The organism is Winogradskyella ludwigii, assembly GCF_013403985.1.
Classification (GTDB): Bacteria; Bacteroidota; Bacteroidia; order Flavobacteriales; family Flavobacteriaceae; genus Winogradskyella; species Winogradskyella ludwigii.
This window is the reverse complement of sequence record NZ_JABFDF010000003.1, coordinates 486,795-510,787: the sequence shown is the minus strand read 5'-3', so window position 1 is coordinate 510,787 and position 23,993 is coordinate 486,795. Positions and strand designations below refer to the sequence as shown.

General features: G+C 34.4%; 20 protein-coding genes. 18 read left to right on the top strand and 2 right to left on the bottom strand.

All coding sequences use genetic code 11. From position 1 onward, the window contains the following. Window positions 1-57 precede the first annotated feature (57 nt). The 18 genes from HM981_RS10465 (at window position 58) to HM981_RS10380 (ending at window position 19,717) form a co-directional block, all read left to right on the top strand. Window positions 58-540, top strand: a complete 483-nt coding sequence (locus tag HM981_RS10465) for an OB-fold protein (RefSeq protein WP_394351706.1) — start codon at window positions 58-60, stop codon at window positions 538-540. A 1-nt stretch (window position 541) separates the two neighbouring features. After that, window positions 542-1,102, top strand: coding sequence for a YceI family protein (locus HM981_RS10460; RefSeq protein WP_179338730.1), 561 nt, complete (start codon window positions 542-544; stop codon window positions 1,100-1,102). 105 nt (window positions 1,103-1,207) lie between these two features. Further along, on the top strand, window positions 1,208-1,588 hold the full coding sequence (locus HM981_RS10455) for a hypothetical protein (RefSeq protein WP_179338729.1): 381 nt from the start codon (window positions 1,208-1,210) through the stop codon (window positions 1,586-1,588). A 1-nt stretch (window position 1,589) separates the two neighbouring features. Continuing rightward, window positions 1,590-5,108 (top strand): metallophosphatase, encoded by a 3,519-nt coding sequence (locus HM981_RS10450; RefSeq protein WP_179338728.1) that lies wholly within the window; start codon window positions 1,590-1,592, stop codon window positions 5,106-5,108. A 28-nt stretch (window positions 5,109-5,136) separates the two neighbouring features. Continuing rightward, entirely contained in the window at window positions 5,137-6,747 is a 1,611-nt protein-coding gene (locus tag HM981_RS10445; RefSeq protein ID WP_179338727.1) for a glutamate synthase-related protein, read from the top strand. A 6-nt stretch (window positions 6,748-6,753) separates the two neighbouring features. After that, complete coding sequence (locus HM981_RS10440) at window positions 6,754-7,497, top strand: hypothetical protein (RefSeq protein ID WP_179338726.1); 744 nt, start codon at window positions 6,754-6,756, stop codon at window positions 7,495-7,497. Between the two features lie 2 nt (window positions 7,498-7,499). Beyond that, the gene (locus HM981_RS10435; protein ID WP_179338725.1) at window positions 7,500-8,906 is read left to right on the top strand and encodes an FAD-dependent oxidoreductase; all 1,407 of its coding nucleotides are present in this window, start codon (window positions 7,500-7,502) and stop codon (window positions 8,904-8,906) included. Between the two features lie 4 nt (window positions 8,907-8,910). Then, window positions 8,911-9,282, top strand: a complete 372-nt coding sequence (locus tag HM981_RS10430) for a hypothetical protein (RefSeq protein WP_179338724.1) — start codon at window positions 8,911-8,913, stop codon at window positions 9,280-9,282. 12 nt (window positions 9,283-9,294) lie between these two features. Continuing rightward, window positions 9,295-11,244, top strand: a complete 1,950-nt coding sequence (locus tag HM981_RS10425) for a thiamine pyrophosphate-dependent enzyme (protein ID WP_179338723.1) — start codon at window positions 9,295-9,297, stop codon at window positions 11,242-11,244. Window positions 11,245-11,265: 21 nt separating this feature from the next. After that, window positions 11,266-11,652 (top strand): DoxX family protein, encoded by a 387-nt coding sequence (locus HM981_RS10420; RefSeq protein ID WP_179338722.1) that lies wholly within the window; start codon window positions 11,266-11,268, stop codon window positions 11,650-11,652. A gap of 64 nt (window positions 11,653-11,716) precedes the next feature. Next, window positions 11,717-12,100: a YHS domain-containing (seleno)protein gene (locus HM981_RS10415; protein ID WP_179338721.1), complete on the top strand. Its 384-nt coding sequence runs from the start codon at window positions 11,717-11,719 to the stop codon at window positions 12,098-12,100. Further along, window positions 12,100-13,287: an NAD(P)-dependent malic enzyme gene (locus tag HM981_RS10410; protein ID WP_179338720.1), complete on the top strand. Its 1,188-nt coding sequence runs from the start codon at window positions 12,100-12,102 to the stop codon at window positions 13,285-13,287. Before HM981_RS10415 ends, HM981_RS10410 begins: the two co-directional genes overlap by 1 nt. After that, window positions 13,277-14,296: a S1C family serine protease gene (locus tag HM981_RS10405; RefSeq protein ID WP_179338719.1), complete on the top strand. Its 1,020-nt coding sequence runs from the start codon at window positions 13,277-13,279 to the stop codon at window positions 14,294-14,296. The genes HM981_RS10410 and HM981_RS10405 overlap by 11 nt, the downstream gene beginning before the upstream one ends. Window positions 14,297-14,301: 5 nt before the next feature. Continuing rightward, a complete protein-coding gene (locus HM981_RS10400; protein WP_179338718.1) occupies window positions 14,302-14,967 on the top strand; it encodes a potassium channel family protein in 666 nt (221 codons plus the stop codon). Window position 14,968: 1 nt separating this feature from the next. Beyond that, window positions 14,969-16,210, top strand: coding sequence for a cation:proton antiporter (locus HM981_RS10395; RefSeq protein ID WP_179338717.1), 1,242 nt, complete (start codon window positions 14,969-14,971; stop codon window positions 16,208-16,210). Continuing rightward, window positions 16,207-17,094 carry a DUF6268 family outer membrane beta-barrel protein gene (locus HM981_RS10390; protein ID WP_179338716.1) on the top strand — a complete coding sequence of 296 codons (888 nt, stop codon included), beginning with the start codon at window positions 16,207-16,209 and terminating at the stop codon, window positions 17,092-17,094. The genes HM981_RS10395 and HM981_RS10390 overlap by 4 nt, the downstream gene beginning before the upstream one ends. 5 nt (window positions 17,095-17,099) lie before the next feature. Beyond that, a complete protein-coding gene (gene ppk1, locus HM981_RS10385) occupies window positions 17,100-19,094 on the top strand; it encodes a polyphosphate kinase 1 (protein WP_179338715.1) in 1,995 nt (664 codons plus the stop codon). Further along, window positions 19,091-19,717 (top strand): Pycsar system effector family protein, encoded by a 627-nt coding sequence (locus HM981_RS10380; protein ID WP_179338714.1) that lies wholly within the window; start codon window positions 19,091-19,093, stop codon window positions 19,715-19,717. The genes ppk1 and HM981_RS10380 overlap by 4 nt, the downstream gene beginning before the upstream one ends. A gap of 69 nt (window positions 19,718-19,786) precedes the next feature. On the opposite strand, the gene HM981_RS10375 is transcribed toward HM981_RS10380, so the two are convergent. Then, a complete protein-coding gene (locus HM981_RS10375; RefSeq protein ID WP_179338713.1) occupies window positions 19,787-23,308 on the bottom strand; it encodes a prolyl oligopeptidase family serine peptidase in 3,522 nt (1,173 codons plus the stop codon). Window positions 23,309-23,475: 167 nt separating this feature from the next. After that, window positions 23,476-23,961, bottom strand: a complete 486-nt coding sequence (locus HM981_RS10370; RefSeq protein ID WP_179338712.1) for an Mpo1 family 2-hydroxy fatty acid dioxygenase — start codon at window positions 23,959-23,961, stop codon at window positions 23,476-23,478. Between the last annotated feature and the right edge of the window lie 32 nt (window positions 23,962-23,993).

The following is a 23,993-nucleotide window of genomic DNA, read 5'->3' as shown; positions in this document are numbered from 1 at the left end:
TGCTGAAAACATAAAAAATATTTCAAAATTAAACCTAAAATAAAACCATTTATAAAAATGAATAAAAAAACAAAAAAAAGAATTCTTTATGTTTTCTTAATAGGGATTGTAATAGCGGTAAGTATCGTTTATTACCTATTTAATATGCCTCAAAGAGATGTTCAATCTACTGAAACTGATTTCACTCTTTCTGCAGATCAAATTGTGGAAGCGTATTTAACAGATGCTACGCTCGCAAACAATACATATTTACAAGAGGATGGAGATTCTAAAGTTATGGCTATAACTGGCGAAATATTCTCGATCAATACGGATTTAAATAATCAAAAAGTCATACGGTTAAAAAGTAGTACTAGTAAAGCAGGTGTGAGTTGCACTTTTACTCAATCTACTAACGCAAGTGTAGACGGTTTAAAAATTGGTGATATCATCACTGTTAAAGGTGTTATAAGGTCTGGAGCAGGTTATGATGAAGATCTTGAAATGTATGAAGATGTGATTATCGAAAAATGTGATTTAATTAATAATAAAAATAAATAAAATGAAAAAAGTATCGTTTACAGCAATCGTCCTATCCTTATTCTTGTTAACCTCTTTCACTGTTACTCAGGATAAATTAGTAAGTAAGAGCACACACATTAGTTTCTATTCGCATACTTCGGTAGAAGATATAGTAGCCAACAATTATAAAGTGGTTAGTACTTTAGAAACTACTACAGGCAATATTGTCTATTCAGTGCCAATGCAAAGTTTTGAGTTTGAAAAATCTTTGATGCAAAAACATTATAACAGTAAGAAATTTTTAGATACCAAAACGTATCCTAAAGCAAAATTTATTGGAACAATAACGAATCTTGAAAGCATTGATTTCACAAAAGATGGTAGTTATAACGCCACCGTAACTGGAAAGCTTACTATAAAGGATCAAACCAACCCAATCAATGAAAAGGCCATTATTACAGTTACAGGTGGTAAGGTGTCTTTAGATACAAAAATGAATTTAACATTAAGTGATTATGGTGTTGTTTTTTCAGATGGGAAGCCATCCGAAAATATAGCAAAGGAACTAGAAGTTACCGTAAAGGCCGTTTACGGAAATTAGTCTCCAATATCGTCTAAAGAACTATCTGATTTTAAGTTTTTTTTTGACTTTTCAGAAAACCCGTTGTTTTTTATTGAATAAAGGTATCCTATTAATATAAAACTAATGACAAAACAAATCACCTATTACAGCATTATTGTGATCCTAATTATAGGCTTATTTGGAGCTGGAGGCTTAGTTCTTGAGGAATTTAAAACTGGTGAAGGCTGCCCTAAACTAATGCACGTCCCTATGTGCTTGGTGGTCTTCATCTGTTTTGTTATTCCGCTCATAGCTCATCTCTTAAAAAAATGGAATGTCTTGTACTTTTTATTTACAGGATTAGCAGGTAGCATTGCTTTGGTGGCTTCGATTATGCAATTTATAGGACATGCAGAATGTCCCAAAACAGCGTCTGGCACACCTATGTGTTACTATTCGTTAGTGCTTTTTAGCAGTTTAATACTTCTAAAAATTTATCATTTAAAAAACAACAATCTAAAATAATATGAAAACGTTCAAACCAACCAAAATTAGTATGCTTAGTGTACTATTGTTAGTCAGTTATTTTGCATTAGGTCAAGAACTGGAAACATCTGTTTTTGTCACCGCAAATACAGGTACAACAGATAACAATGCTGTGCTTACTCAAATTACTGATGAAGCTAAAACATTAGAGGATTCAAAATTGCTCATATTAGGTAATGTGGTATCCAAAGCAGGCTATTCAAAAGAGGCAAAAACTCAAATAAGTTCTCAGTTAGAGGTCTTAAAATCATTTGATGGTAAAGTGATTTTTACACCAGGACATCATGAATGGGCTATTAATGGTCACAAAGATGTAAGAGCCATAGAAAAATATATTCAGAAAAATAGTAAGGCCAAATTCTATCCTGATGAAGGTTGTCCTATCAAAAAGACGGATCTTACCGATGATGTTGTTTTAATTACTGTTGATTCGCAATGGTATCTCGAAGATTGGAACGACCATATTTATCTTAATGAGGATTGCGATATTAAAAACAGAACGCAGTTTTTCTTAGAGTTTGAGAGTATGCTTAAAAAATCGCAAGGGAAAACGATCATGGTAGCTATGCACCACGCTATCTTTTCTAATACTGCAGATGGCTTATTAGCCAGAACAGGAGGTACTGCCTTACACGATTTTCAGAACAAGCAAAACACAAAGTTTAGAAATAGACTGATTACGTTAGCGCGACAAACTGAAAATATATTCTTTGTTTCCGGACACGATAAAAACTTACAATACATTAACAACTATGGTGTGCCTCAAATTATAAGTGGTGCAGCAGGAAAAACAAAAAAGGCGTATTCAAAAAACGAAAGCGATTTTAACTCTAACGAAAATGGCTATGCACGAATTGATATTTATAAAGGTGGCGCCGTTAGTGTCACTTTTCAAGGCATAACAACCCCTTATACCACCAATGTTATTGTCCCCGTTAAAGATGCTATACGTTTTGATTTTAAAGACAGAGCTAGTTTTGGTTCTACCTATAGCGCTTCGGTATATTCATCAGATGAAACAGAAAAGAGCAAGGCGTACAAAGGACTTTGGGGAAAGCATTATAGAGAATTTTACAGTAAAGCCGTAAATGCACCAGTGGCTTTTATAGATACTTTAAAAGGAGGCTTAACCCCTATTAGACGTGGTGGAGGTCACCAATCTAAATCCTTACGCTTAGAGGATAAAGACGGTAAACAGTACGTTATGCGAGCTTTACGTAAAAGTGCTATTAAGTTTTTGCAATCTACCGCCTTTCAAGATAAGTACGTTGAAGAGGATTTAGAAGGTAGTTTTGCCGATAGTTTTCTATTAGATTTTTATACCACAGCCCATCCCTATACACCAACAGCGGTTGGAACGCTTGCCGATGCTGTTGATATTTTTCATACCAACCCAGAGCTGTATTACATTCCAAAACATGAAAGTTTAGGAGCCTTTAATGACGAGTATGGTGATGAACTTTATATCATAGAAGAGCGTGTAGAATCTGGACATAGCGATTTAGAAAGCTTTGGAAAACCTAAAAAGATTTTGAGCACTAGCGATGTGCTACAAGAAATCAATAAATCAGGAAAATCTATAGTAGATGAACCGTCATACATTAGAGCACGACTTTTTGATATGCTTATTGGAGATTGGGACCGACATGAAGATCAATGGCGTTGGGCCCTTTTTGAAAACGAAGATGGTTCTGAAATATGCAAACCTATTCCACGAGATAGAGATCAAGCCTTTTCTGTTTTTGATGGCAGCCTATTAGGTTTTCTACGTTGTGCTGTACCAAGTTTACGTATGATGCAATCGTTTGACGATGAATTACCAAATCCTAAGTGGTTTAGTTTTGAGCCTTATCCTTTAGATATGACTTTTATCAATCAATCTAATTGGGCCGATTGGGAAAGAGAAGCACAAACCTTACAAACAGGCATCACAGATGAGGTTATAGAAAAAGCCTTCGAGAATGTTCCTGCTGAAGTTAAAGGTCAAACCATTGAAGAAATTAAGAGAAAGCTAAAAGGCAGACGTGGTAATATTGTTGCTATAGCACGCACCTATTATGACTATATAAATAAACACGAAGTGATTACAGGAACTCAAAAATCGGATACGTTTGACATTACAAGACATCCAGATGGTAGAACCACTATAGCGGTTCAAAGAAAAGACCTTGGTATTTTTGAAAGAACATTTACCAAAGACGAAACTAAAGAAATTTGGATTTATGGTTTGGACGGAAAAGATACTTTTAATGTTACAGGTGAAGGCAATGATTTAATCACGATTAAGATTATGGGTGGAAAGAAAAATGACACCTATAATTTTGAGAATACAAAAAAAGTGAAGCTTTACGATTATAAAGGTAAAGACAATACTATAGTCAACAAACACTCTAGGAAATGGCTGGTAGATGATTATGGTATAAATAATTACGATTATAAAAAACGTAAATATAGCATGAATCAATTTTTACCGATTCTAGGTTCAAACCCAGATGATGGTTTCCGTATTGGTTTTGTAGATAACTTTACAACCTATGGTTTACAACGTAACCCATTTACCACAAGACACTCATTAAGCGCTTCTTATTACACTGGGAATTCAGGTTATGATATCTCTTATAAAGGAGAGTTTTCAAACATTTTTCATAATTGGAATTTTGCTGTAGAAGCCAAACACACCAGTCCAAATTTTGCACAAAACTTTTTTGGTTTCGGCAATGAAACCACTTACGATAAAGATGATGTTGATATCGATTTTAATCGTGTAAGCATAAAAGAATGGAGTGCTGCCATTTCATTAATATGGCGTGGTAGAGATGGTGGTTCTTTTTACTTTAAGCCTTTAATAGAATCTTTTGAAGTTGAAAATGTATCGGATAGATTCATTAATAGTTTACCAGCAACTGCTACCCTATTTGATCGACAAACCTATGCAGGAGCTGAAGTTGATTATAGTTTCAAAAACAAAGATGACGCCTCTTATCCAACTATGGGATTAGATGTTGGTCTTACAGCAGGTTATAAAGCCAATGTAGATGGTGGAGATACAGATAACAAATTTGGATATCTTAAACCTCATTTAGCCATGAACCATAGGTTAAACAAAAGCGCCAGTTTAGTATTGGCTACAAAATTAGGTGGTGAAGCTATTTTTGGTGATGATTTTGAATTATATCACGCTGCACAATTAGGTGGTGGAGATAACTTACGAGGCTTTAGAAAAGAACGCTTTACGGGTAAATACGCCGTATATCACAATACCGATTTAAGATTACTATTAGGGAAATTTAAAACCAGTGTTATCCCACTAAAATACGGCATAACAGGAGGATTTGATTATGGTCGTGTTTGGATAGAAGATGACACATCAGACAAATGGCACAACAGTGTTGGAGGTTCTTTTTGGGTTAGTGGTTTGGAAACATTTACGGCCAATGTAGGTTACTATGGTAGTAGCGATGGTGGAAGAATCGCTTTTGTATTAGGCTTCGCTTTTTAAATAAAACATTAACATATACTTTAATCACATGAAAAAACCAATAGTAATTGCTCAAGTAAGTCAATTAGAAAATAAACAACCAGAACATGCACTTGTAAACGGCTTGGATTTAGTTATCGTAAAGTTTGATGATGCTATTTCTGTACTCTACGGAAGATGTTTGCATAGAGGAGCACTAATGTCCGACGGTCACGTAGATGGAGAAAATTTAATTTGTGGTGTTCACGGATGGGATTATCGTGTAGATTCTGGAGTTTCAGAATATAATAATAAAGAAGTCCTTCATAAGTTTTCTACTAAAATTGAAGGAGACGATTTGTTTGTAGATGCGTTTGAAATTGATGCCTATTTAGTCAATAGTCCGCAACCCTTTAATCGTGATGCTTATTTAGGAGCTTATGCAGATACGCATCCGGAAGAAACAGAACCATACACTGGTTATATAAAGGAACTGGCTACAAACGGATTAAAAAATATTGGGCATCATGGATTTTCTGCATCTATGGGAGTCGATAGAGATACGCTCCCTAAATGGAACGATATTCAGTTTTTACCAGCACAATTAGCCTCAAGACCTTTATTAGATCATGAAGATGTGGCTACTAAAGTGGTTATTGGTCCAAATGCAAAAAAGCCATTAGAATTAGACATGCCACTTTTTGTCAGTGATATGAGTTTTGGAGCGTTATCTCGTGAAGCTAAAATAGCCTTATCAAAAGGAGCACAATTAGCCGGAACAGGAATTTGTTCTGGTGAAGGTGGTATGCTACCAGAAGAACAAGCTAGCAATTCAAAATACTTTTACGAATTGGCTTCAGCGCAGTTTGGTTTCTCTTGGGATAAATTAGATCACGTGCAAGCGTTTCATTTTAAAGGTGGTCAAGGTGCAAAAACAGGAACTGGTGGACACTTACCAGGCAATAAAGTCAGTAAAGAAATTGCTGAAGTTAGAGGCTTAAAAGAAGGTGAAACCGCTATTTCACCAGCTGCAAATCCAAATTTTCATACCGTTGAAGATTTTAAAGTCTTTGCAGATAAAGTAAGAGATCGTACAGGAGGCATTCCAATAGGTTTTAAAATTGCTGCAAGTCATATTGAAAAAGATATCCAATTTGCGTTAGATGTTGGTGTCGATTATATTATTCTCGATGGTCGTGGTGGCGGAACAGGCTCTGCTCCTACTATTTTAAGAGATCATATTAATGTTCCAACCATTCCAGCATTAGCAAGAGCACGAGCGTATATGGATAAAATTGGAGCTACAGGTGTCACTTTAGTCATTACAGGAGGTTTACGTGTTGCGGAAGATTTTGCAAAAGCCATGATGTTGGGCGCAGATGCTATTGCAGTATCTAACTCTGCATTACAAGCTATTGGTTGTTTAGGGATGCGTGCTTGCGGATCTAATAACTGTCCGGTTGGTATCGCAACTCAAAAAGAATCGTTACGTAGTCGAATAATTATAGACTCTTCTGCTAAACAATTACAAAATTACTTTGAAGCCACCAACGATTTAATAAGGGTTGTAGCACGTGCTTGTGGTTACGATGATATCACTAAGTTTAATCAGGACGATTTGTCAACTTATGATAGAGATATACACTATTTAACAGGAATTAATTACGCAGGTTTAAGGTAATATACTATGGAAAAGCAAATGCATTTAGCAGCACAATATTTAGCTGCAGCGGGAATTAGTTTTCTAGAAAAAGAATCAGACGACAGTCATACCAACTTAGGTTTTAATACAGAAAGCGGATGTCTTTATACGCATCCACTTTCAGACAATGGAGATGTGCTCTGTTTAGATTATGAAAAGTTTGCATTAGAATGGACATCGAATAAAGGAACCACAACTTTTGAGTTAGATGGTGCGATGCACGCTGAAGTTTTAAATTGGCTAGAGGACACCTCTAAAGCCCGTTTAAATAAAACTTACCATTATGAGTTTCATTACGATTTACCTTACAGTATAGCGCATTCATTTACGTTTGAATTATTAGAGACTTATAGATTAATGGAGCTAAAAGACCTGCGTGCATTAGCGCAATTAGTCCTTGAAAACATAGATAAACAATACAATCTAAATACCGCAATTAGAATCTGGCCACATCATTTTGATACTGGTATTTATAGTCCACTACCCGATTCCGATATTACTATAGGATTAGGATTGGCCATACCAGATCAAATTTCTAACAAACATTATCTGTATATCTCAGGATACAAAAATGGAAACACCATAGCCACTTCTAAATTACCAAAATTAGCATCTGGAGAGTGGAAATCTAATGGATTTACTGGTGCGATTCTCAATGCCGATAATCTCCTAGAATCCGATGGTGTCGCATTTTTTAAAGAAGCCATTAACCAACTAAAGAACAATTAATAATGAATACAATAGATTTATATGGTGCTGATTGGTGCCCAGACTGCCAAAGGGCAAAAGCATATTTAAAGGAGAACAATGTTGATTTCAACTTTATTGATGTCGATTTAGACAAAAATGCAACCGCTCGTGTAGAAGGCATTAATAATGGAAAACGCATTATACCAACCATTTTAATCAACGAAAAACCATATACCAATCCAGATAATAGTGTTTTAGCAAACGTATTAGGTATTAATGACCAAGGACGCGTTATTTTGTATGGTGCAGATTGGTGTCCGGATTGCCAGAGAGCAAAAGGATATTTACAAGACAATCATATTAATTTTCAATATATAGAAGTCGATAAATACGATTGGGCAGCTCAAAAAGTAGAAGAAATTAATAATGGAAAACGTATTATCCCTACCCTATTTATTGGAGATAAAAGCTATACCAATCCAGATAATTCGATTTTAAAAGACGTATTAAATATTGGTAAAGAATCAGAGAAAAAGGTTTATGATAGCATTATTGTTGGTGCTGGAGCAGCAGGATTAACGGCTTCTATTTACATTCAACGCGATCGTTTTAGTTCTTTAATTCTTGAAAAAAAGAACATTGGAGGTAATGCCTTTTTAACGCAAAAAATTGAAAACTATCCTGGTTTTACAGAGATTTCCGGCCCAAAATTAATGGAGCGCATGGCAGAGCAAGCCCAAGTCTATGGTGCAAGTATTGAAACTGGTGTCGAGGTAAAAAGCATTTCTAAAAATGGAAACCTATTTGATATCGATTCTAATATGGGAGCCTATCAGAGTAAATCTGTGGTACTAGCTTTAGGGTCTACTTACCGTAAATTAGGAATTACCAATGAAGAAGATTTAGTAGGTGCAGGTATTCACTTTTGCGCTACTTGTGATGGTGCTTTTTATAGAGATAAAGAAGTGCTTGTAATTGGTGGAGGAAATAGTGCTTTGGAAGAAGGTATATTTTTAGCAGGTTTTTGTAAAAAAGTAACCATTGTCAATCGTGGTTCAGAATTTTCAGCTTCTGAAACTTATATTGAAAAACTACCATCTATAAAAAATATAGAAACACACCTTAATAAAGAGTCATTAGCATTTACTAAAGATGAGAAGGGCAACTTTAAAGGTTTACAAATAAAAGATAAAACAACAGGAGAAACCAAAGAATTAACCGCAGATGGCGCTTTCATCTTTATAGGATTAATTCCAAACACAACGAGTGTAAAAGGTGTTATTGACTTAAACAAAAGCGGATTTATTACCACAACGGCTTTAGGAGAAACGAATGTACCTGGTGTTTTTGCTGCTGGTGATTGTCGGGAAGGTGCCATTGCACAAGTTGCTGCAGCGACTGGCGAAGGTGTATTGGCAAGTTATGGTGTGCGTAATCATTTAAAATAGAAACATGGAAAACTGGCATTTACCCATTACAATTGTTCCTGGCTTAGGGTTACTCATTCTTTCGACTTCAAACTTAATGGTAACCTTAAGTAATGAAATAAACGCATTGATTGAGAATTCTAAACAAGAAGCAATCATTGTTAGAAAATTAAAGCAATTGAAATTGCTAAATATGGCTATGGTGTTTTTCTATGTTGCGGTAGCACTATTATTAGTTTCTGCAGTATGTAATGGTTTGTATGCTATAGATAAAGTATCCTTATACATCAGCATTTTGGCAATTATTTTTGCGCTCATTGGTCTTATTTCTTTGATTATTTATTCTTTTAGAGCTGTAACAATTCGTCAAAATCAATTTAAAAATAAACGAGATTAAACCTTAATTATTATGAAGAAAACAACAAAATGGTATAGTGTATTAAAAGATAAGAAAACTTTACCTGAAGGGCGTGTACAGACGGTAACTGCAGGTCATCAAGGTATTTGTTTAACACATTATGATGGTAAGTTTTCTGCATTAGATAATAAATGTCCGCATCAAGGTGGACCATTAGGAGAAGGTTCTATTGAAAATGGTATGTTACGTTGTCCTTGGCACGGTTGGGATTTTGATCCATGTTCAGGTTTACCACCAGGAGGCTTTGATGATGGCGTTAAAACTTTTGAAGTAAAAGAAGAAGGTGACGAAATTTTTGTTGGTGTTTTGGAAGAAGAAGCACATCAAGATACCATTTCGGATGTGATGATGCAAACCATGGTAAATTGGGGAGTCGATACTGGTTTTGGTATGGTTGGTCATTCTAACCTAGCGGTTGCCGATGCTATGATGCGATTAGAGCAACAAGATAAATTTCAATTTTTTGGTATTCGTCATGAAGGTGCAGCCGCTTTTGCAGCTTCAGCTTATGGGAAATTAACTGGGAAACCTGCCGTTTGTTTTGGTATTGCCGGACCAGGCTCTACCAATATGTTTACAGGCATGTGGGATGCAAAAGTAGACCGCTCACCAATGTTAGTGTTATCTGGTCAAGTAAATACACAAGTCCTAGGAACAGGTGCTTTTCAAGAAGTAGATTTAGTTGGTGCATTTCAAACCGTAGCTAACTTTAACCATAGCGTACAACAAAACTCAAAGCATAGCGAGTTAATGAGTTTGGCCATAAAAAGTGCTTTATTAAACAGAGATGTGTCTCATATAACATTTCCAGATGAGGTTGCTTTTATGCCAAAACCAGAAGGAGAAGAAGCGCAAACACCAGAAAATAGAATAACACCTATGAACATTTCGCCGCCAAGGCAAATGGTTGCAAAAGCCGTAGGTATGTTAGAAAATGCTAAAATGCCTGCTATTATTGTTGGGCATGGTACACGTTTTCATATGGAAGCTATTACCGCTTTCGCAGAAAAATTAAACTGCCCAGTAATTACGACATTTAAAGGAAAAGGATTAATAGCAGATAATCATTCATTAGGCTGTGGTGTACTAGGAAGAAGTGGTACACCAATAGCCTCTTGGTTTATGAACGAAAGTGATTTGTTACTAGTCTTTGGAGCTTCGTTCTCTAATCATACAGGTATTACACCCAAAAAACCAATTATTCAGGTGGATTATGATCCAGCAGCTTTAAGTAAGTTTCATAAAGTAGATGCAGCACTTTGGGGAGAAATTTCTGAAACTTTAGCATTAATAGAAGAACAAACGCAAGGAAAACTGAATACAGTCGACAGACGTCCAGAGATTGCTGAACGTTGGGCCATTTGGCAAGAAGAAAAGGCAAGTCGTTTAAAAGATGAAAGCAAAGTTGGATTGAGTTCTATTGCCGTTTTCGAAGCTATGAATATAGTCGTACCAGACAATGCAGTTATTGCTGTAGATGTTGGGAATAACACCTACTCTTTCGGACGCTATTTTGAGCCCAAAAATCAATCTATTTTAATGTCTGGTTATTTAGGATCTATAGGTTTTTCATTACCAGCAGCAATGGGAGCTTGGGCTGCACAAGGAAAAGACAGACCAATTTGGTCGGTTTCTGGTGATGGTGGTTTCGGACAGTATTTAGGTGAAATGATGACCTTGGTTAAATACAATATGAATATCAAACACGTATTGTTAAATAACTCTGAAATAGGAAAGATATCTAAAGAACAAAAAGCAGCAGAATTAGACGTTTGGAAAACATCTTTACACAATGCAAACTTTTCAAAATATGCCGAAAACTGTGGTGCATTAGGAATAAGAGTTACAAAAAAAGAAGAATTGTTACCAGCTTTAGAAAAGCTAAGAGATCATAATGGTCCAGCATTATTAGAAATAATTACAGATGCTACTTTAATATAGAAAAAACATCAATTTATAGTCATGGAAAAATCAACAAAAATTAATAAAATTTTGAATCTAGTTGCAGCTGGACTAATGCTCTTCTTTGCAATTCCTAAACTCATAGGAGCTGAAAAAAGCCGAGTTGGGTTTGATCAATTTAAATCATTAGTGCCATTAGATGCAGATGTGTTTAGAATATTTACGGGTTCAGTAGAACTTTTAATAGCGATACTACTCATCATTTATACCATAAAAAACAAAGCGAGTTTAGGAAAAATAGCCTATTTCTTCCTACTATCTACAATGGTTGGTGGATTAATTATGGAATTTTTCGCAAGACCAGAACCTGCAATGATGCTAGTTGTTATTGCTATTGCGCTTTCTGTATTGTCTTTATATAAATTAAAAATACTTATTAAAAAATAATCTAGAAATTAAATCAGAATTTAATCTTACTTAAAATTATAAATCACAAAAACGAATTTAAAAAATGAAACAAAATTTAAAAGACGGAATTGCAGCACAAGGATACGATGTCGTATCATTCTTTAATGGAAGTCCAAAAAAAGGAAATGAAGCTTATGCTTCAAATTACAATGATGCAAAATACCTTTTTGCTTCATTAGAGAATAAAGAAAAATTTGAAAAATCACCAGAATCATATACTCCAGAATACGGTGGATTTTGTGCTATTGCAATGTCCGAAGATAAACAGCTAGATCCTAATCCTAAAAGTTGGGAAGTTAGAGATGGAAAGTTATATTTTTTCACAAGAATGTTTTTCGGAATTATAGATGCTAAAAGACAATGGGTTAAAAAGCCAGAAGAATTAAGAGCTTTAGCAGATACGGCTTGGGCTAAAATGAATGCCTAATGACAAAACACGATTTTAATAAAGAATCTCTAGAACTTCATAGAAAATACAAGGGAAAGATTGAAGTAGTATCTAAGATAGAAGTAAATACTACAGACGATCTTTCTCGAGTATATTCACCAGGAGTCGCAGCACCTTGTTTGGCTATTGCAGAGAATGTAGAAGAAGCTTATAATTTAACTATTAAAGGCAATACCATTGCTGTGGTTACAGACGGAACAGCTGTTTTAGGTCTAGGAAATATTGGACCAGAAGCTGCTATTCCTGTTATGGAAGGAAAAGCCATGTTATTTAAGAAGTTTGCAAATGTTGATGCATTTCCTATTTGCTTAAATACGACGGTTGCTTCAGAAATTATTGAAACCGTAAAACGAATAGCACCAGTGTTTGGAGGTGTAAATCTTGAGGATATTTCTGCTCCTCGTAGTTTTGAAATTGAAAATGCTTTACAAGACATTGGAATTCCTGTATTTCATGATGATCAACACGGAACAGCTATTGTTGCTTTAGCTGGGATTTTAAATAGTTGTAAGGTATTAGGTAAAGATATTTCAGATTTAAAGATTGTAATTAATGGAGCTGGTGCAGCTGGAATTGCTATTTCTCGTTTACTTCGCTGTATAAGTATAGATCCTGATGTGTGTATTCCGGTAAAGCAAATTTTGGTATGTGATAGTAAAGGGATCATTCATAAAAACAGAACAGATTTAAATCCTGTTAAAATTGAGTTACTTAACTATTCTAATCCAGAAAATGTTGAAGGTACGCTTAAACACGCGATTCAAGGTGCAGACGTTTTTATTGGTGTAAGTGTTGCTAATATTTTAACCGCAGAAGATGTTAAAACGATGGCTAAGGATCCGGTTATTTTTGCACTCGCAAATCCTAATCCTGAAATTATGCCAGAAGAAGCTCTAAAAGGTGGTGCTGCGATAATAGCAACAGGCCGAAGTGATTATCCTAATCAAGTAAATAATGTATTAGCATTTCCTGGAATTTTTAGAGGTGCGCTAGATTGTAGAGCAAAACGTATTACACCAAAAATGAAAATTGCAGCTGCTTATGCTATTGCAAATTGCGTGATAACGCCAGATAGAGAACACATTATACCCAAAAGTTTAAATAAACAAATTGCTTCAAAAGTTGCAGAAGCTGTAAAGGAAGCCTATAAGAATTATGAAGAATAAAATAAAAGGCATTAGCTATTTAATCTTATTATTAATTGGTTTTACTGCAAGCGTAAATGCTCAAGATTTATCTCTATTATTTGAACAACTTGATCCGTCAGTTGTAACTATAGAAGTTGTAGAATATAAAGTAAAAGACAAGCAATTAACACGTTCAGGTGGTTTAGGATCTGGTGTTATCATTGATAAGGAAGGCTTTATTATTACGGCTTCACATGTTGTTGAATCTGCAAATGAAATCTCTGTTAAACTACAAGATGGTACTACATTTCCTGCCGATGTCATATCAAATTCAACAGCAGCAGATGTAGCACTTCTCAAATTAAGAATAGTTCCACCAAACCTAAAACCAGCAACCGTAGGGAATTCTAGTAATTCAAAAATTGGAGAGCAGATTCTTATTATCGGTGCACCTCGTGGCCTTGAGCATTCTTTATCTGTTGGGCACATCAGTCGTAAGATGGATAAAAATATGATTTCTAATGGAGAGATGGCTGGTTTTATACAGACAGATGCTTCTATAAATCAAGGAAACTCAGGTGGTCCAATGTTTAACCTAAAAGGTGAAGTTATTGGTATTGTTAGTTTTATATTATCTAATAGTGGCGGATTTGAAGGTCTTGGATTTGCTGTGGATATTGATACTGCAAAGAATGTTTTATTTGATGTTAATAGTTTTTGGACAGGATTTGATGGTGTTTTATTAAGCGAAGGATTAGCAGGAGTTTTTAATACACCACAAAAATCAGGAGTCTTAATTCAACGTGTAACCCCTAATTCTTTTGCAGATAAAATTGGGTTAAAGCCAGGTGTTTTTCAAGCAGAAATATTAGGTCAAAATATGTGGTTAGGCGGAGATATTATTTTAAGTATTCAAGGCTTAAGTTGTAATTCACCTCACGACTTAGGTACTATTAAAAAGCAAATTGAAAATCTCAAGGTTGGCGGCCAAGTACTTATTGAAGTATTGAGAAAAGGAAAAGTGATAACTCTTGAAGCTAATTTTTAATATAAATGGAGTTACAATCAATAATTAACTGGAAGAACGTTGCGCGATATAAGTATTTAATTGCGCTCTTGGCAACTTTTAATTTTTTATTGACTCCTATACATATGGCGTTGAGTAGCTTTAGTCCTGCTTATGTCGTTGTTATAAATTATACTTTGGTTATTTTAAGTAGCGTATTACTGGCGTCTAGGAAATTAGCAAAACTAACAACCTACGTTATAGGGTTTCTTACGTTAACAACTATTTGGCTAGAACTTTCTAATGAAAATTCTAAACTTATTTTAATATGTAGATTGGTCTTTTCGTTTTTGTTATTTACTTGTTTCTGTGTCATTTTAATAAGGCAATTATTAAAAACAAAGGAAATTAGCTTACAGTTTATTTTAGGCCCCTTATTAGGATTTCTTTACTTAGGAATACTTGGAGGTATTCTTTTTGAGACTATTAATTTCTTCGATTCAAATTCATTTCAACTCATCAAAGGATTTTCTGGCTTTAGCTTTTACTATTTCAGTTTTATAAGCATTACTACGGTTGGTTATGGGGATATTACGCCACTTACAGCACCTGCACAATCACTTACACTTGTTATGAATATCATCGGACAGTTTTACCTTGCTATTGTTATAGCTGTTTTTGTTGGGAAATATATAAATACAAAATCAAAATAAAATGTTCGAATCGTTCAGTATCATATTTACCATAGCAGCACTTTTTAACTACGTTAATTATAAGTGGTTAAAACTGCCAACCACTATTGGATTAATGATTTTGAGTCTACTTTTAATCATTCCAATAACGTTAAGCAAAACTGTTTTTCCTGAATTTTATAGATTCTTTTGTGACATTATTGTCAACGCAGATTTTAAAACATTGTTACTCGATGGTATTTTAAGTTTTTTACTATTTGCAGGTGCATTGCACGTTAATTTAGGAGCCCTTAACAAAGAAAAAAAATCAATTTTTCTCTTTGCTACTTTAGGAGTTCTCATCTCTACATTTATAGTTGGTGGCTTAGTGTTTTTTGGTGCACAATTATTTAGTTTAGAACTCCCCTTTTTACATGCACTCTTATTTGGTGCTTTAATTTCTCCAACGGATCCAATTGCTGTTATGGCCATTTTAAAAGAGGCCAATATCTCTAAAAGTTTGGGTATAAAAATAGAAGGAGAATCGTTATTTAATGACGGTATTGGTGTTGTTGTTTTTTCTGGAATATTATTAATTGCTACTGCAACGGGAGAACACAGTTCTACAGAAATTGGAGGAGAAATAGGAACATTGTTTCTAGAAGAAGCCGTTGGTGGATTACTTTACGGATTACTCATTGGTTTTCTAGGATTAAAATGTATACAATCTTTAAAAGAAAACCCACAGTTAGCTGTAATGATTACACTTGCTGTAGTTATGGGCGGAACATCAGGTGCTTTTATCTTACATATATCCGCACCACTAGCCATGGTCGTTGCTGGTCTGTTTATAGGAAACAGAATACATATCAGTGAAGATAAAAACCCAGTGCAAAAAGCGATCAATTCTTTTTGGGAAATTTTAGATGATGTTTTTAATGGTATTTTATTTGTTCTGATTGGACTTGCTATTCACCTGTTAGATTTTAATACAAATTATATTTTATTAGGTCTTCTAGCCATTCTAATTGTGCTATTGGCACGGTTTATTTCTGTGTTTTTGCCCTATTCATTATTAAAACACGAAGAAAAAAAACCAATTAAAACGATTGCTGTTTTAACTTGGGGAGGATTACGTGGAGGTATTTCCATTGCTTTAGCTTTAAGCCTAAGTAAAGGGCTTTCGGGAGATTTAATACTTCATATCACCTATATTATCGTATTATTTTCAATTATTGTTCAAGGTTTGAGTATTGGTAAAGTTGTAAAGAAATTATATAAATGAAAAACTTAAAATACTCGTTTTTAATATGTGTTGTATTTATTGCAAATTTTAGTTTCGCCCAATTAAGCGATTTGGCTAAAATAGATTACACCATACTTCCTAGAGGAAACTCGGATATAGAATATAGTCGTATACGCGGATTATTTAACTACCCTATTGAATTAAAAAAAGAAGGATCTTATTTATTATTAGGTCTTGATTATTCTAATATTAAGCTTGTAATGGATGATAATCCTTCTTTTGATAAAGAAACGATTAGTGATTTTCAATTACTAGACCTTAATATTGCTTACACAAAACTTTTAAAAAATGATTGGCGTTTAGGCGTGAGATTAACACCTGGTTTTAGTTCTAATTTAACGGCTAATGATTTAAGTCTTGAAGATGTTATAATCTCTGGAGATGTTGTTTTTATTAAAGATAAAAAAAAGGATCCAAATGCAAAAAAACCATGGAGTCTTATTTTAGGTATTTCATATTCCGGAAATCGTGGGTTTCCTTATCCATTGCCATTTATTAGTTATTACAGGAAATTTCATCCCAAATGGTCATACAACCTTGGTATACCTAAAACTAATTTGCAGTACCATGCTTCTAGTAAACACCGATTTAAATTGTATGCAGAGCTCGATGGTTTTACAGCCAATCTACAACACGGTATTCTAATAGATAGCACTTTAGATGCCGAAAGTATTAATATGTCTTTAATCTTGGGTGGATTGCAATATGAATATCATTTCACTAAAAACATTCAATTTTACGCAAGGTCTTCTTATATTTTTAGCAGTTCAGTCAATTTAAGAGATGAAAACAAGGACAATATTGAAGCGTTAGATAGTTCTAATACTCTTTATTTAAGAACTGGAATTAGACTTAAGATTTAAAAAATATGTTAAACACAGACCAATATTATAACAGAGATTTATCATGGTTAAGATTTAATCATCGCGTACTTCAAGAAGCCACAGATAAAGGAAACCCATTGTATGAGCGTATTAAATTTTTGGCTATATTTTCTTCTAATTTGGATGAGTTTTTTAAAGTTAGAGTTTCAGATATTAGAAAAATAAAGCAGTTAGATAAGCCACTTAGAAAACGCTTAATAACTAAGCCAAATAAATTATTAAGAGAAATTAAGAAGCAAGTTGATATTCAACAAAAAGAATTTGGACGTGTTTTTTTTACCGAAATTATTCCGGCATTACAAAACGAAGGTATTAATCTATTATCTCATAAAGAGTTTAACAAAGAGCAACAGGCTTTTAGTAAAAAGTACTATGAAGAAAACATTCAACTTTCACAATCTTTAAATTTTAGTAAAAACAAACCTTTTCTTGAAAATGAAGCCTTGTATTTAGTTTCCCAAATGGAAGACGATATGCTTCTTTGGGTAAAAATCAATGAGGACTCACCTCGTTTTGTAGTACTTCCTTCGGTAGATAATAAACATTACATAACATTTGTAGACGATATCTTAAAACACCATCTAAAAACAATTTATGAACAGGAATTTTATAGTATAAAAATTTCAAGAGATGCTGAGTTGTATATAGACAATGAATATTCCGGTAATTTGTTAGATAAGATTAAAAGTGCATTACCTAATAGAGTTAGTGGTCAAGTTACAAGAGCATTAATTGATGAGTTAACCCCAAAAAAACTACAATTAAAGTTAAATGAAGTTTTAGATATTAATGAGACAGATATTATAAAAGGCGGTACTTATCATAATTTTAAAGACTTATTCGGTTTCCCAAATCCAACCTCTAAAAATTTATCTTTTTTAGATCTTCCACCATTATCAAATAAAGAGTTTAACGGTTATTCAAACATGTTTAAGGCTATTAAAGATAAGGATCGGCTTTTGTGTTTTCCATATCAATCCTACCAACCCGTTATACAATTGCTAGAAGAGGCTTCTAATGATGTTAATGTTCAAAGAATTAAAATTACTTTATATAGAATATCAAAAGATTCGCTTGTAGCAAAGGCTTTATTAAATGCGGTTAAAAACGGAAAAGAAGTGTTTGTGTTTATAGAAACAAAAGCGCGTTTTGATGAAGAAAATAATATTAAATGGGGAAAAATATTAGAAGAGAATGGAGCTAATGTAGTTTATAGTTATCCAGGAATAAAAGTACATTCTAAAATTTTATATATAGAGCGTATTGAAGAAAATACATCGCATATATATGGCTACATAAGTACAGGTAATTTTAATGAAAAAACATCAGAAATTTATACCGATTTTGGATTATTGACAGCAAATCCTAAAATTACAGGAGAACTCTGCCAAGTATTTCAAGTGTTAGAACGACAAATTATTATACCAAAATCTAACCAGCTTTTAGTATCGCCATTTACTACACGAAGTAAATTTACAGAGTTAATAGATTTAGAAATTGAAAATGCAACAGCGGGTAAAGAAGCCTATATAATTTTAAAATTAAATAGTCTTCAAGATACCAAAATGATTAAGTTACTTTATAAGGCTAGTAACGCAGGTGTAAAAATAAGATTGCTTATTCGTGGTATTTGTTGCCTAATTCCAGGAATTGAAGGGCAAAGTGAAAACATAGTTATAACTAGTATTGTCGATCGATTTTTAGAACACGGAAGAATTTATGTTTTTGGAAATAGTGGAAAAGAAAAAATGTACCTTGGTTCTGCAGATTGGATGACACGTAATTTAGATCATAGAATAGAAGTCATAACACCTATTCTAGATCCTGATATTCATTTAAAATTAAAAGAATTATTAGACATACAATTAAACGATACTATAAAATCTAGATTAATAGATGCTAATCAAAACAACAATTACGTTGAAAAAGATGCATTAGGAGAGTGTTCTCAACATATAATATATAAAACTTTATTATGAGTGATAAATCAAAAGGAAAAGCAGAAGATAAGTATTTAATGGAAGAATTAAATATAGATAAAGAGGCCTTAAAACAGCTAAAAAAGAAACTAGCAAAAGTAGCACCAAGGTCTGAACGCGGTGTAGAAACATTATTTAGGTTGTTATCTAAAAATCAGTATACCTTAAATACGATGATAGATACAAAATCAAACATTTTAATATCTATAAATGCTTTGATTTTATCATTAATACTTGGTACTGTAATGAATCAATTAAGTGAAGACCCTCATCTTATTTATCCAGTTATAATGATTTTGTTTACCAATCTAACATCAATAGCCTTTGCTATATTCGCGACGCGTCCAGAACTAGTTCACGGAAAAAGCGAGGCTAACAATTTAATGTTTTATGGTAATTTTCAAGAAATGGAAGAAGAAGAGTACGTAAATAGTGTTACTAACTTAATGAATGAAGGTGATGAGCTTTATAAAACCATTGCAAAAGACACTTACCATTTAGGGAAAACAATTGATCGTAAATTTAAATTGCTTCGTAAATCATTTAACATCTTTTTAATTGGTATTATTTTATCAGTAATTGCTTTTATTGCTTGCCACGCTCTGTTTGGAGGATTAATATAATAATGCTATACGAATTAAGGTTATGTTTTAATTATGCCATTCCGCTATTTCCATCCATGCCGTAATAGTTTAATTATTTAAAACCTGCGCTTTAGGTGTTATTTTTGATAATCGCTCCAACTCAAAAATCAAAGCTAATTTATACGCGCTATCTCTAAAGCCAGCAAATCTGCCAGAACCACCAGAGTGTCCGTTAGAAAAGTCTGTTTTTAATAGCAGTACGTTATCATCGGTTTTAGTAGCTCTTAGTTTGGCTACCATTTTAGCGGGCTCCCAATACCCTACTCTAGTATCGTTCAGTCCAGTGAAGAACAGTAGATTGGGGTAATTTTGTGCTTTCACGTTATCATAAGGACTGTAGGACTTGATGTATTGGTATGCTTTTTTGTTTTTAGGATTTCCCCATTCTTCAAACTCGCCAACGGTTAGTGGTAAGTTTTCGTCTAACATGGTATTTATAACGTCTACAAACGGCACATCTAAAATTACGGTATTGAATAATTCTGGTCGTTCATTAATTACGGCACCCATTAATAGACCACCAGCGCTGCCACCTTGGGCAACAATACTACCCTTTTTAGCATAGTTTTCTGCAATGAGATAGTCTGCACAAGCTATAAAATCTGTAAAGGTATTTTTCTTGTTAAATAGTTTACCATCCTCGTACCATTCTTTCCCCATATCGTCCCCACCTCTAATATGTGCAATAGCATAGACGTAGCCTGAATTTACCAGCATGTGTGCTGTTACGCCGCCAGGTATGCCTTGGCCAGAACCGTAAGATCCGTAGGACGTTAGGTAGACTTTGTGGTTATCGCTTTTTCTTTTAGAACGCCATTTGTGACTAATGAGGGTTAGCGGAATTAGTTGTCCGTCTTTTGCAGTCACCCATTTGCGTTCTACCACATATTTATAGAACGGATGCGTAATGGGTTTACTGTGTTGTTTTACTAGCCGTTTCTTTTTAGTTGCCATGTTGTACTTGTACGTGGTAGATGGTGTCTCGAAAGAACTGTAACTGAACTGTAAACTGTCTGTAGCAAACTCTGGATTGTAACCGATACCGATATTGTAAAAGTCCTCTTTCAGTTTAATAAAATGACTTTCTTTAGTGGTTTGGTCGATGATTTTAAGACGAGGCTGTGCGTTTTCTTTTTCATTAATCACGAGATAGTTATCGAATACCTGCAAATTTTGAATTAATACGCCTTTTTGATGTGGAATGATATCAGTCCATGTTCTGGTTTCAATAGCATTCACAGGTACTGTCGCTATTTTATAGTTGAGGGCGTTTTTATTGGTGATGATATAAAACAGGTCTTTATGATGCTCCACACCATATAAGTGTCCTTTTTCACGTGGTTTTATGATTTTAAAGTCTCCCGTTGGGTTGTCCGTCTTTAAATACCAATTTTCAGAGGAGGTACTGCTAGAGGTGTTAAAGAAAATATAATCTTTAGATTTTGATTTTTGAATGGAAACGCCAAAACTAGGGTCTTTTTCTTCGTAGATGATGGTATCGGTATTGGAGTCTGTGCCAATGCTATGGCGCATTACTTTAGACTGTCTGTAGGTACCTTTTTCGACATTAACGTATAGAAAGGTATTGTTATCTAGCCAAACCGTTCCTCCTACGCTATTAATAGAATCGGTTAAAAAAGTATGGTTGGAAAGGTCTTTTATTTTCAGGGTGTATTCATCTGTTCCTGTGGTGTTTTCGTATACCATGATGAATTGGTTATTAGGACTAACGGCACCAGGACTTGCAGTGTAGTAGTCTTTTTCTTTAGCTAATTCGTTAACGTCTAGTAACACCTCTGTAAGGGTATCTTTGGTGATGCCTTTTCTGTAATAGATAGGGTATTCATCATCTTCCGTGTAGCTGCTGTAATAGCTATAGCCATTTTTTTTGACAGGTAATGAGCTGGTGTTTTTTTCGACTGTTTTTACTAATTGTTTAAAAATGTTCCGTTGTGCTTTTTTTAGTGGAATGTTGTAATTATCGGTGTATTTATTTTCTTGACGCAAGTACTCCATGACGGGTTTATTGTTTATTGGAGCTTTGGTATCTTTTAGCCAAGCATAATTATCCGTATAGGTTTCGCCATGAATTTTAAAACTAGAGGTTATGATTGGCGCTTTGGGTTGCGGCATGGAATCGTTACGGATGTGTTTGTCTCTAAATTGTTGTTCTAAGGTTTTCTCGAATTCCATATCCTTTCTAATGATAGTATCGATGGTGGCTATGGGATTATTTAGGGTGTAGTTTTGCCAGAATTTATTATCGTAGTCTAGTGGGAACTCGTATAAGTGATTGGACATGGTATTGGCAAAATTGTCCTCTCTAGGGAATTTCTTAACGATATTGGTGTTGATTTTGGAGGTTTTAAATTCGGAAATTGCCGAATAATAGGTCGTAGTTTGGGTGATGCTATCTTTAAAGATGAATTCGTCCTCGTGTCGCATGTTATCTATAACATAGTGTTCACCGTTTTTCTTGAAGCGTACGTCCAATTTGTAATCGAAATGCTTGACTTGGTTGTATTTGTAACCGCAGAAATATTCTTTGAGTTGGTTAGGAATGCTACTCTCATAACGCATTACAGCGTAGTTGTCTGGGTTAATATAGATTTTGCCCTTTAGTAATTTACGCTTGTTCGCCTTGTTCCATTGTTTTCTATTTCTGCGATCTGGAGAGGCCACCGCATCGAGATCTGCTTTGGTGGTTTTAGTCTGAAACTCTAAGACATAGACCCAATTACCTGAGTCGTCTAATTCTTCTGAAATGGTATAATCGAAATCACGCGTGGCTTTTTTACCTAGGAAACTCTGTTGGTATTTTACTCTATTTCTGGAGAATAGACTTAAAGGACCACCTTCAATATTGCCATGAAATTCACGTTTACTTAAACTGCTGCTGGATCTGGAATTGATAACGTTTACCTGTTCTTCTTTTAAAGTTTGGTGGTGAAAATGTATGCGGTGTAGTGAATTGGCATCGAAATTAAATGTGCCACTGCTCATAGAGAAATCGTATGGGCTTTGGTAGTCTCTCCATTTGTACTTCTTTTTACGATATGGAGCTTCGTAATATTCGCAAGCCGCATCGGTGTATTTAATGTATTCGCCATTTTCGGTCATGGTTTCGCGGTAGTAGCCTGTAATTAAGCTTGGAGACGTAGAGTAATTTGACGGTATGTTTTTAATGACTTTTCTTAGTAGAGACTTTGCGCTAGGCAATTTCTCTTTTGTTTCTTCCACAAGGACTTCATCTAATGACACAGATTCGGACGTCATGTTTATGGTGGTGCCGTTCAGTGCTTTAAATTCGGCAATGTTTAGTATAAGATCCTCAAAGCCTAAGTAGCTTATGGTGATGGTGTAAGAATCGTACTTTTTAGGAATGGTGATTTGAAATTTACCGTCGCCTTCCGTAACAGTTCCCAACGCTGTTTTATCTATTTTTAGATATGCGTATGGTAACGGAGTGCCATCGGTTTTATCTACGATGGTTCCTCTGATAGTTTCGGTGATGGTTTCTGGTGCGGAAGTTGTGTTTGTTTGATTGTTCTGTGCTTTTGCAAACGACATGATAAGGCACAGCAACAGGAATAGCGGTTTTGAAGGCATAGCTGATTGATTGATAAGGTTTTGATGTTGTAATAATAACGCCTTAAAATCAATCTTGTTTTATAAATAACATTTTATTATGAAAAAAATAAGCTTAAGGTATAGCACTTCATCCCTCTTATTTCTTGTTAAAATTTAATTTTAAAAGCATCAAACACATGACTCATTGTCCAGGCAGGACCAATCATTAAGAATTGTAAATCTTTTAGAAACGACGGTTTTTTTCCCTCATGGTTATGTCCAATAAATTGACCAATCCAAGAGACTACAAACACTCCGAGCATTAGCATCCAAAGTGGTGCTATTTGTAATAATTCAATTTGGTGAATGGTAAAAAGAACCAGAACAGAAAATACGATTATACCTAAAAACAACACTATTGATAAGCGTAAGTAATAGCTTAAACCCAATAAAATAACAAGTGTTCCCAAATGAATATAAGGAGCTAGTGCCTTTGGAAAAACACCAATGATAGATTCAGGTAAAGGAATGCTAGCCAATAAGCCAATTAGACTAAAAAAGATGAGCGGTACACAAACATAATGTATGGCAATATTTAATTTTGTTTGGTGGCTTACGGCATATTCAGCTAATAATGCGTCTATTTTTCTCATTGTTACTGTTGTTTATTTCGTTGTTGTTATAA

Excerpts from the sequence above, each read along its gene's own strand:
- HM981_RS10395 (WP_179338717.1), top strand. The coding sequence starts at position 14,969 with ATGTTCGAATCGTTCAGTATCATATTTACCATAGCAGCACTTTTTAAC.
- HM981_RS10445 (WP_179338727.1), top strand. The coding sequence starts at position 5,137 with ATGAAAAAACCAATAGTAATTGCTCAAGTAAGTCAATTAGAAAATAAA.
- HM981_RS10400 (WP_179338718.1), top strand. The coding sequence starts at position 14,302 with ATGGAGTTACAATCAATAATTAACTGGAAGAACGTTGCGCGATATAAG.
- HM981_RS10455 (WP_179338729.1), top strand. The coding sequence starts at position 1,208 with ATGACAAAACAAATCACCTATTACAGCATTATTGTGATCCTAATTATA.
- HM981_RS10375 (WP_179338713.1), bottom strand. The coding sequence starts at position 23,308 with ATGTCGTTTGCAAAAGCACAGAACAATCAAACAAACACAACTTCCGCA.
- HM981_RS10410 (WP_179338720.1), top strand. The coding sequence starts at position 12,100 with ATGACAAAACACGATTTTAATAAAGAATCTCTAGAACTTCATAGAAAA.
- HM981_RS10440 (WP_179338726.1), top strand. The coding sequence starts at position 6,754 with ATGGAAAAGCAAATGCATTTAGCAGCACAATATTTAGCTGCAGCGGGA.
- HM981_RS10420 (WP_179338722.1), top strand. The coding sequence starts at position 11,266 with ATGGAAAAATCAACAAAAATTAATAAAATTTTGAATCTAGTTGCAGCT.
- HM981_RS10425 (WP_179338723.1), top strand. The coding sequence starts at position 9,295 with ATGAAGAAAACAACAAAATGGTATAGTGTATTAAAAGATAAGAAAACT.
- HM981_RS10465 (WP_394351706.1), top strand. The coding sequence starts at position 58 with ATGAATAAAAAAACAAAAAAAAGAATTCTTTATGTTTTCTTAATAGGG.
- HM981_RS10435 (WP_179338725.1), top strand. The coding sequence starts at position 7,500 with ATGAATACAATAGATTTATATGGTGCTGATTGGTGCCCAGACTGCCAA.
- HM981_RS10460 (WP_179338730.1), top strand. The coding sequence starts at position 542 with ATGAAAAAAGTATCGTTTACAGCAATCGTCCTATCCTTATTCTTGTTA.
- HM981_RS10370 (WP_179338712.1), bottom strand. The coding sequence starts at position 23,961 with ATGAGAAAAATAGACGCATTATTAGCTGAATATGCCGTAAGCCACCAA.
- HM981_RS10430 (WP_179338724.1), top strand. The coding sequence starts at position 8,911 with ATGGAAAACTGGCATTTACCCATTACAATTGTTCCTGGCTTAGGGTTA.
- HM981_RS10415 (WP_179338721.1), top strand. The coding sequence starts at position 11,717 with ATGAAACAAAATTTAAAAGACGGAATTGCAGCACAAGGATACGATGTC.
- HM981_RS10405 (WP_179338719.1), top strand. The coding sequence starts at position 13,277 with ATGAAGAATAAAATAAAAGGCATTAGCTATTTAATCTTATTATTAATT.
- HM981_RS10450 (WP_179338728.1), top strand. The coding sequence starts at position 1,590 with ATGAAAACGTTCAAACCAACCAAAATTAGTATGCTTAGTGTACTATTG.
- HM981_RS10390 (WP_179338716.1), top strand. The coding sequence starts at position 16,207 with ATGAAAAACTTAAAATACTCGTTTTTAATATGTGTTGTATTTATTGCA.
- HM981_RS10380 (WP_179338714.1), top strand. The coding sequence starts at position 19,091 with ATGAGTGATAAATCAAAAGGAAAAGCAGAAGATAAGTATTTAATGGAA.
- ppk1 (WP_179338715.1), top strand. The coding sequence starts at position 17,100 with ATGTTAAACACAGACCAATATTATAACAGAGATTTATCATGGTTAAGA.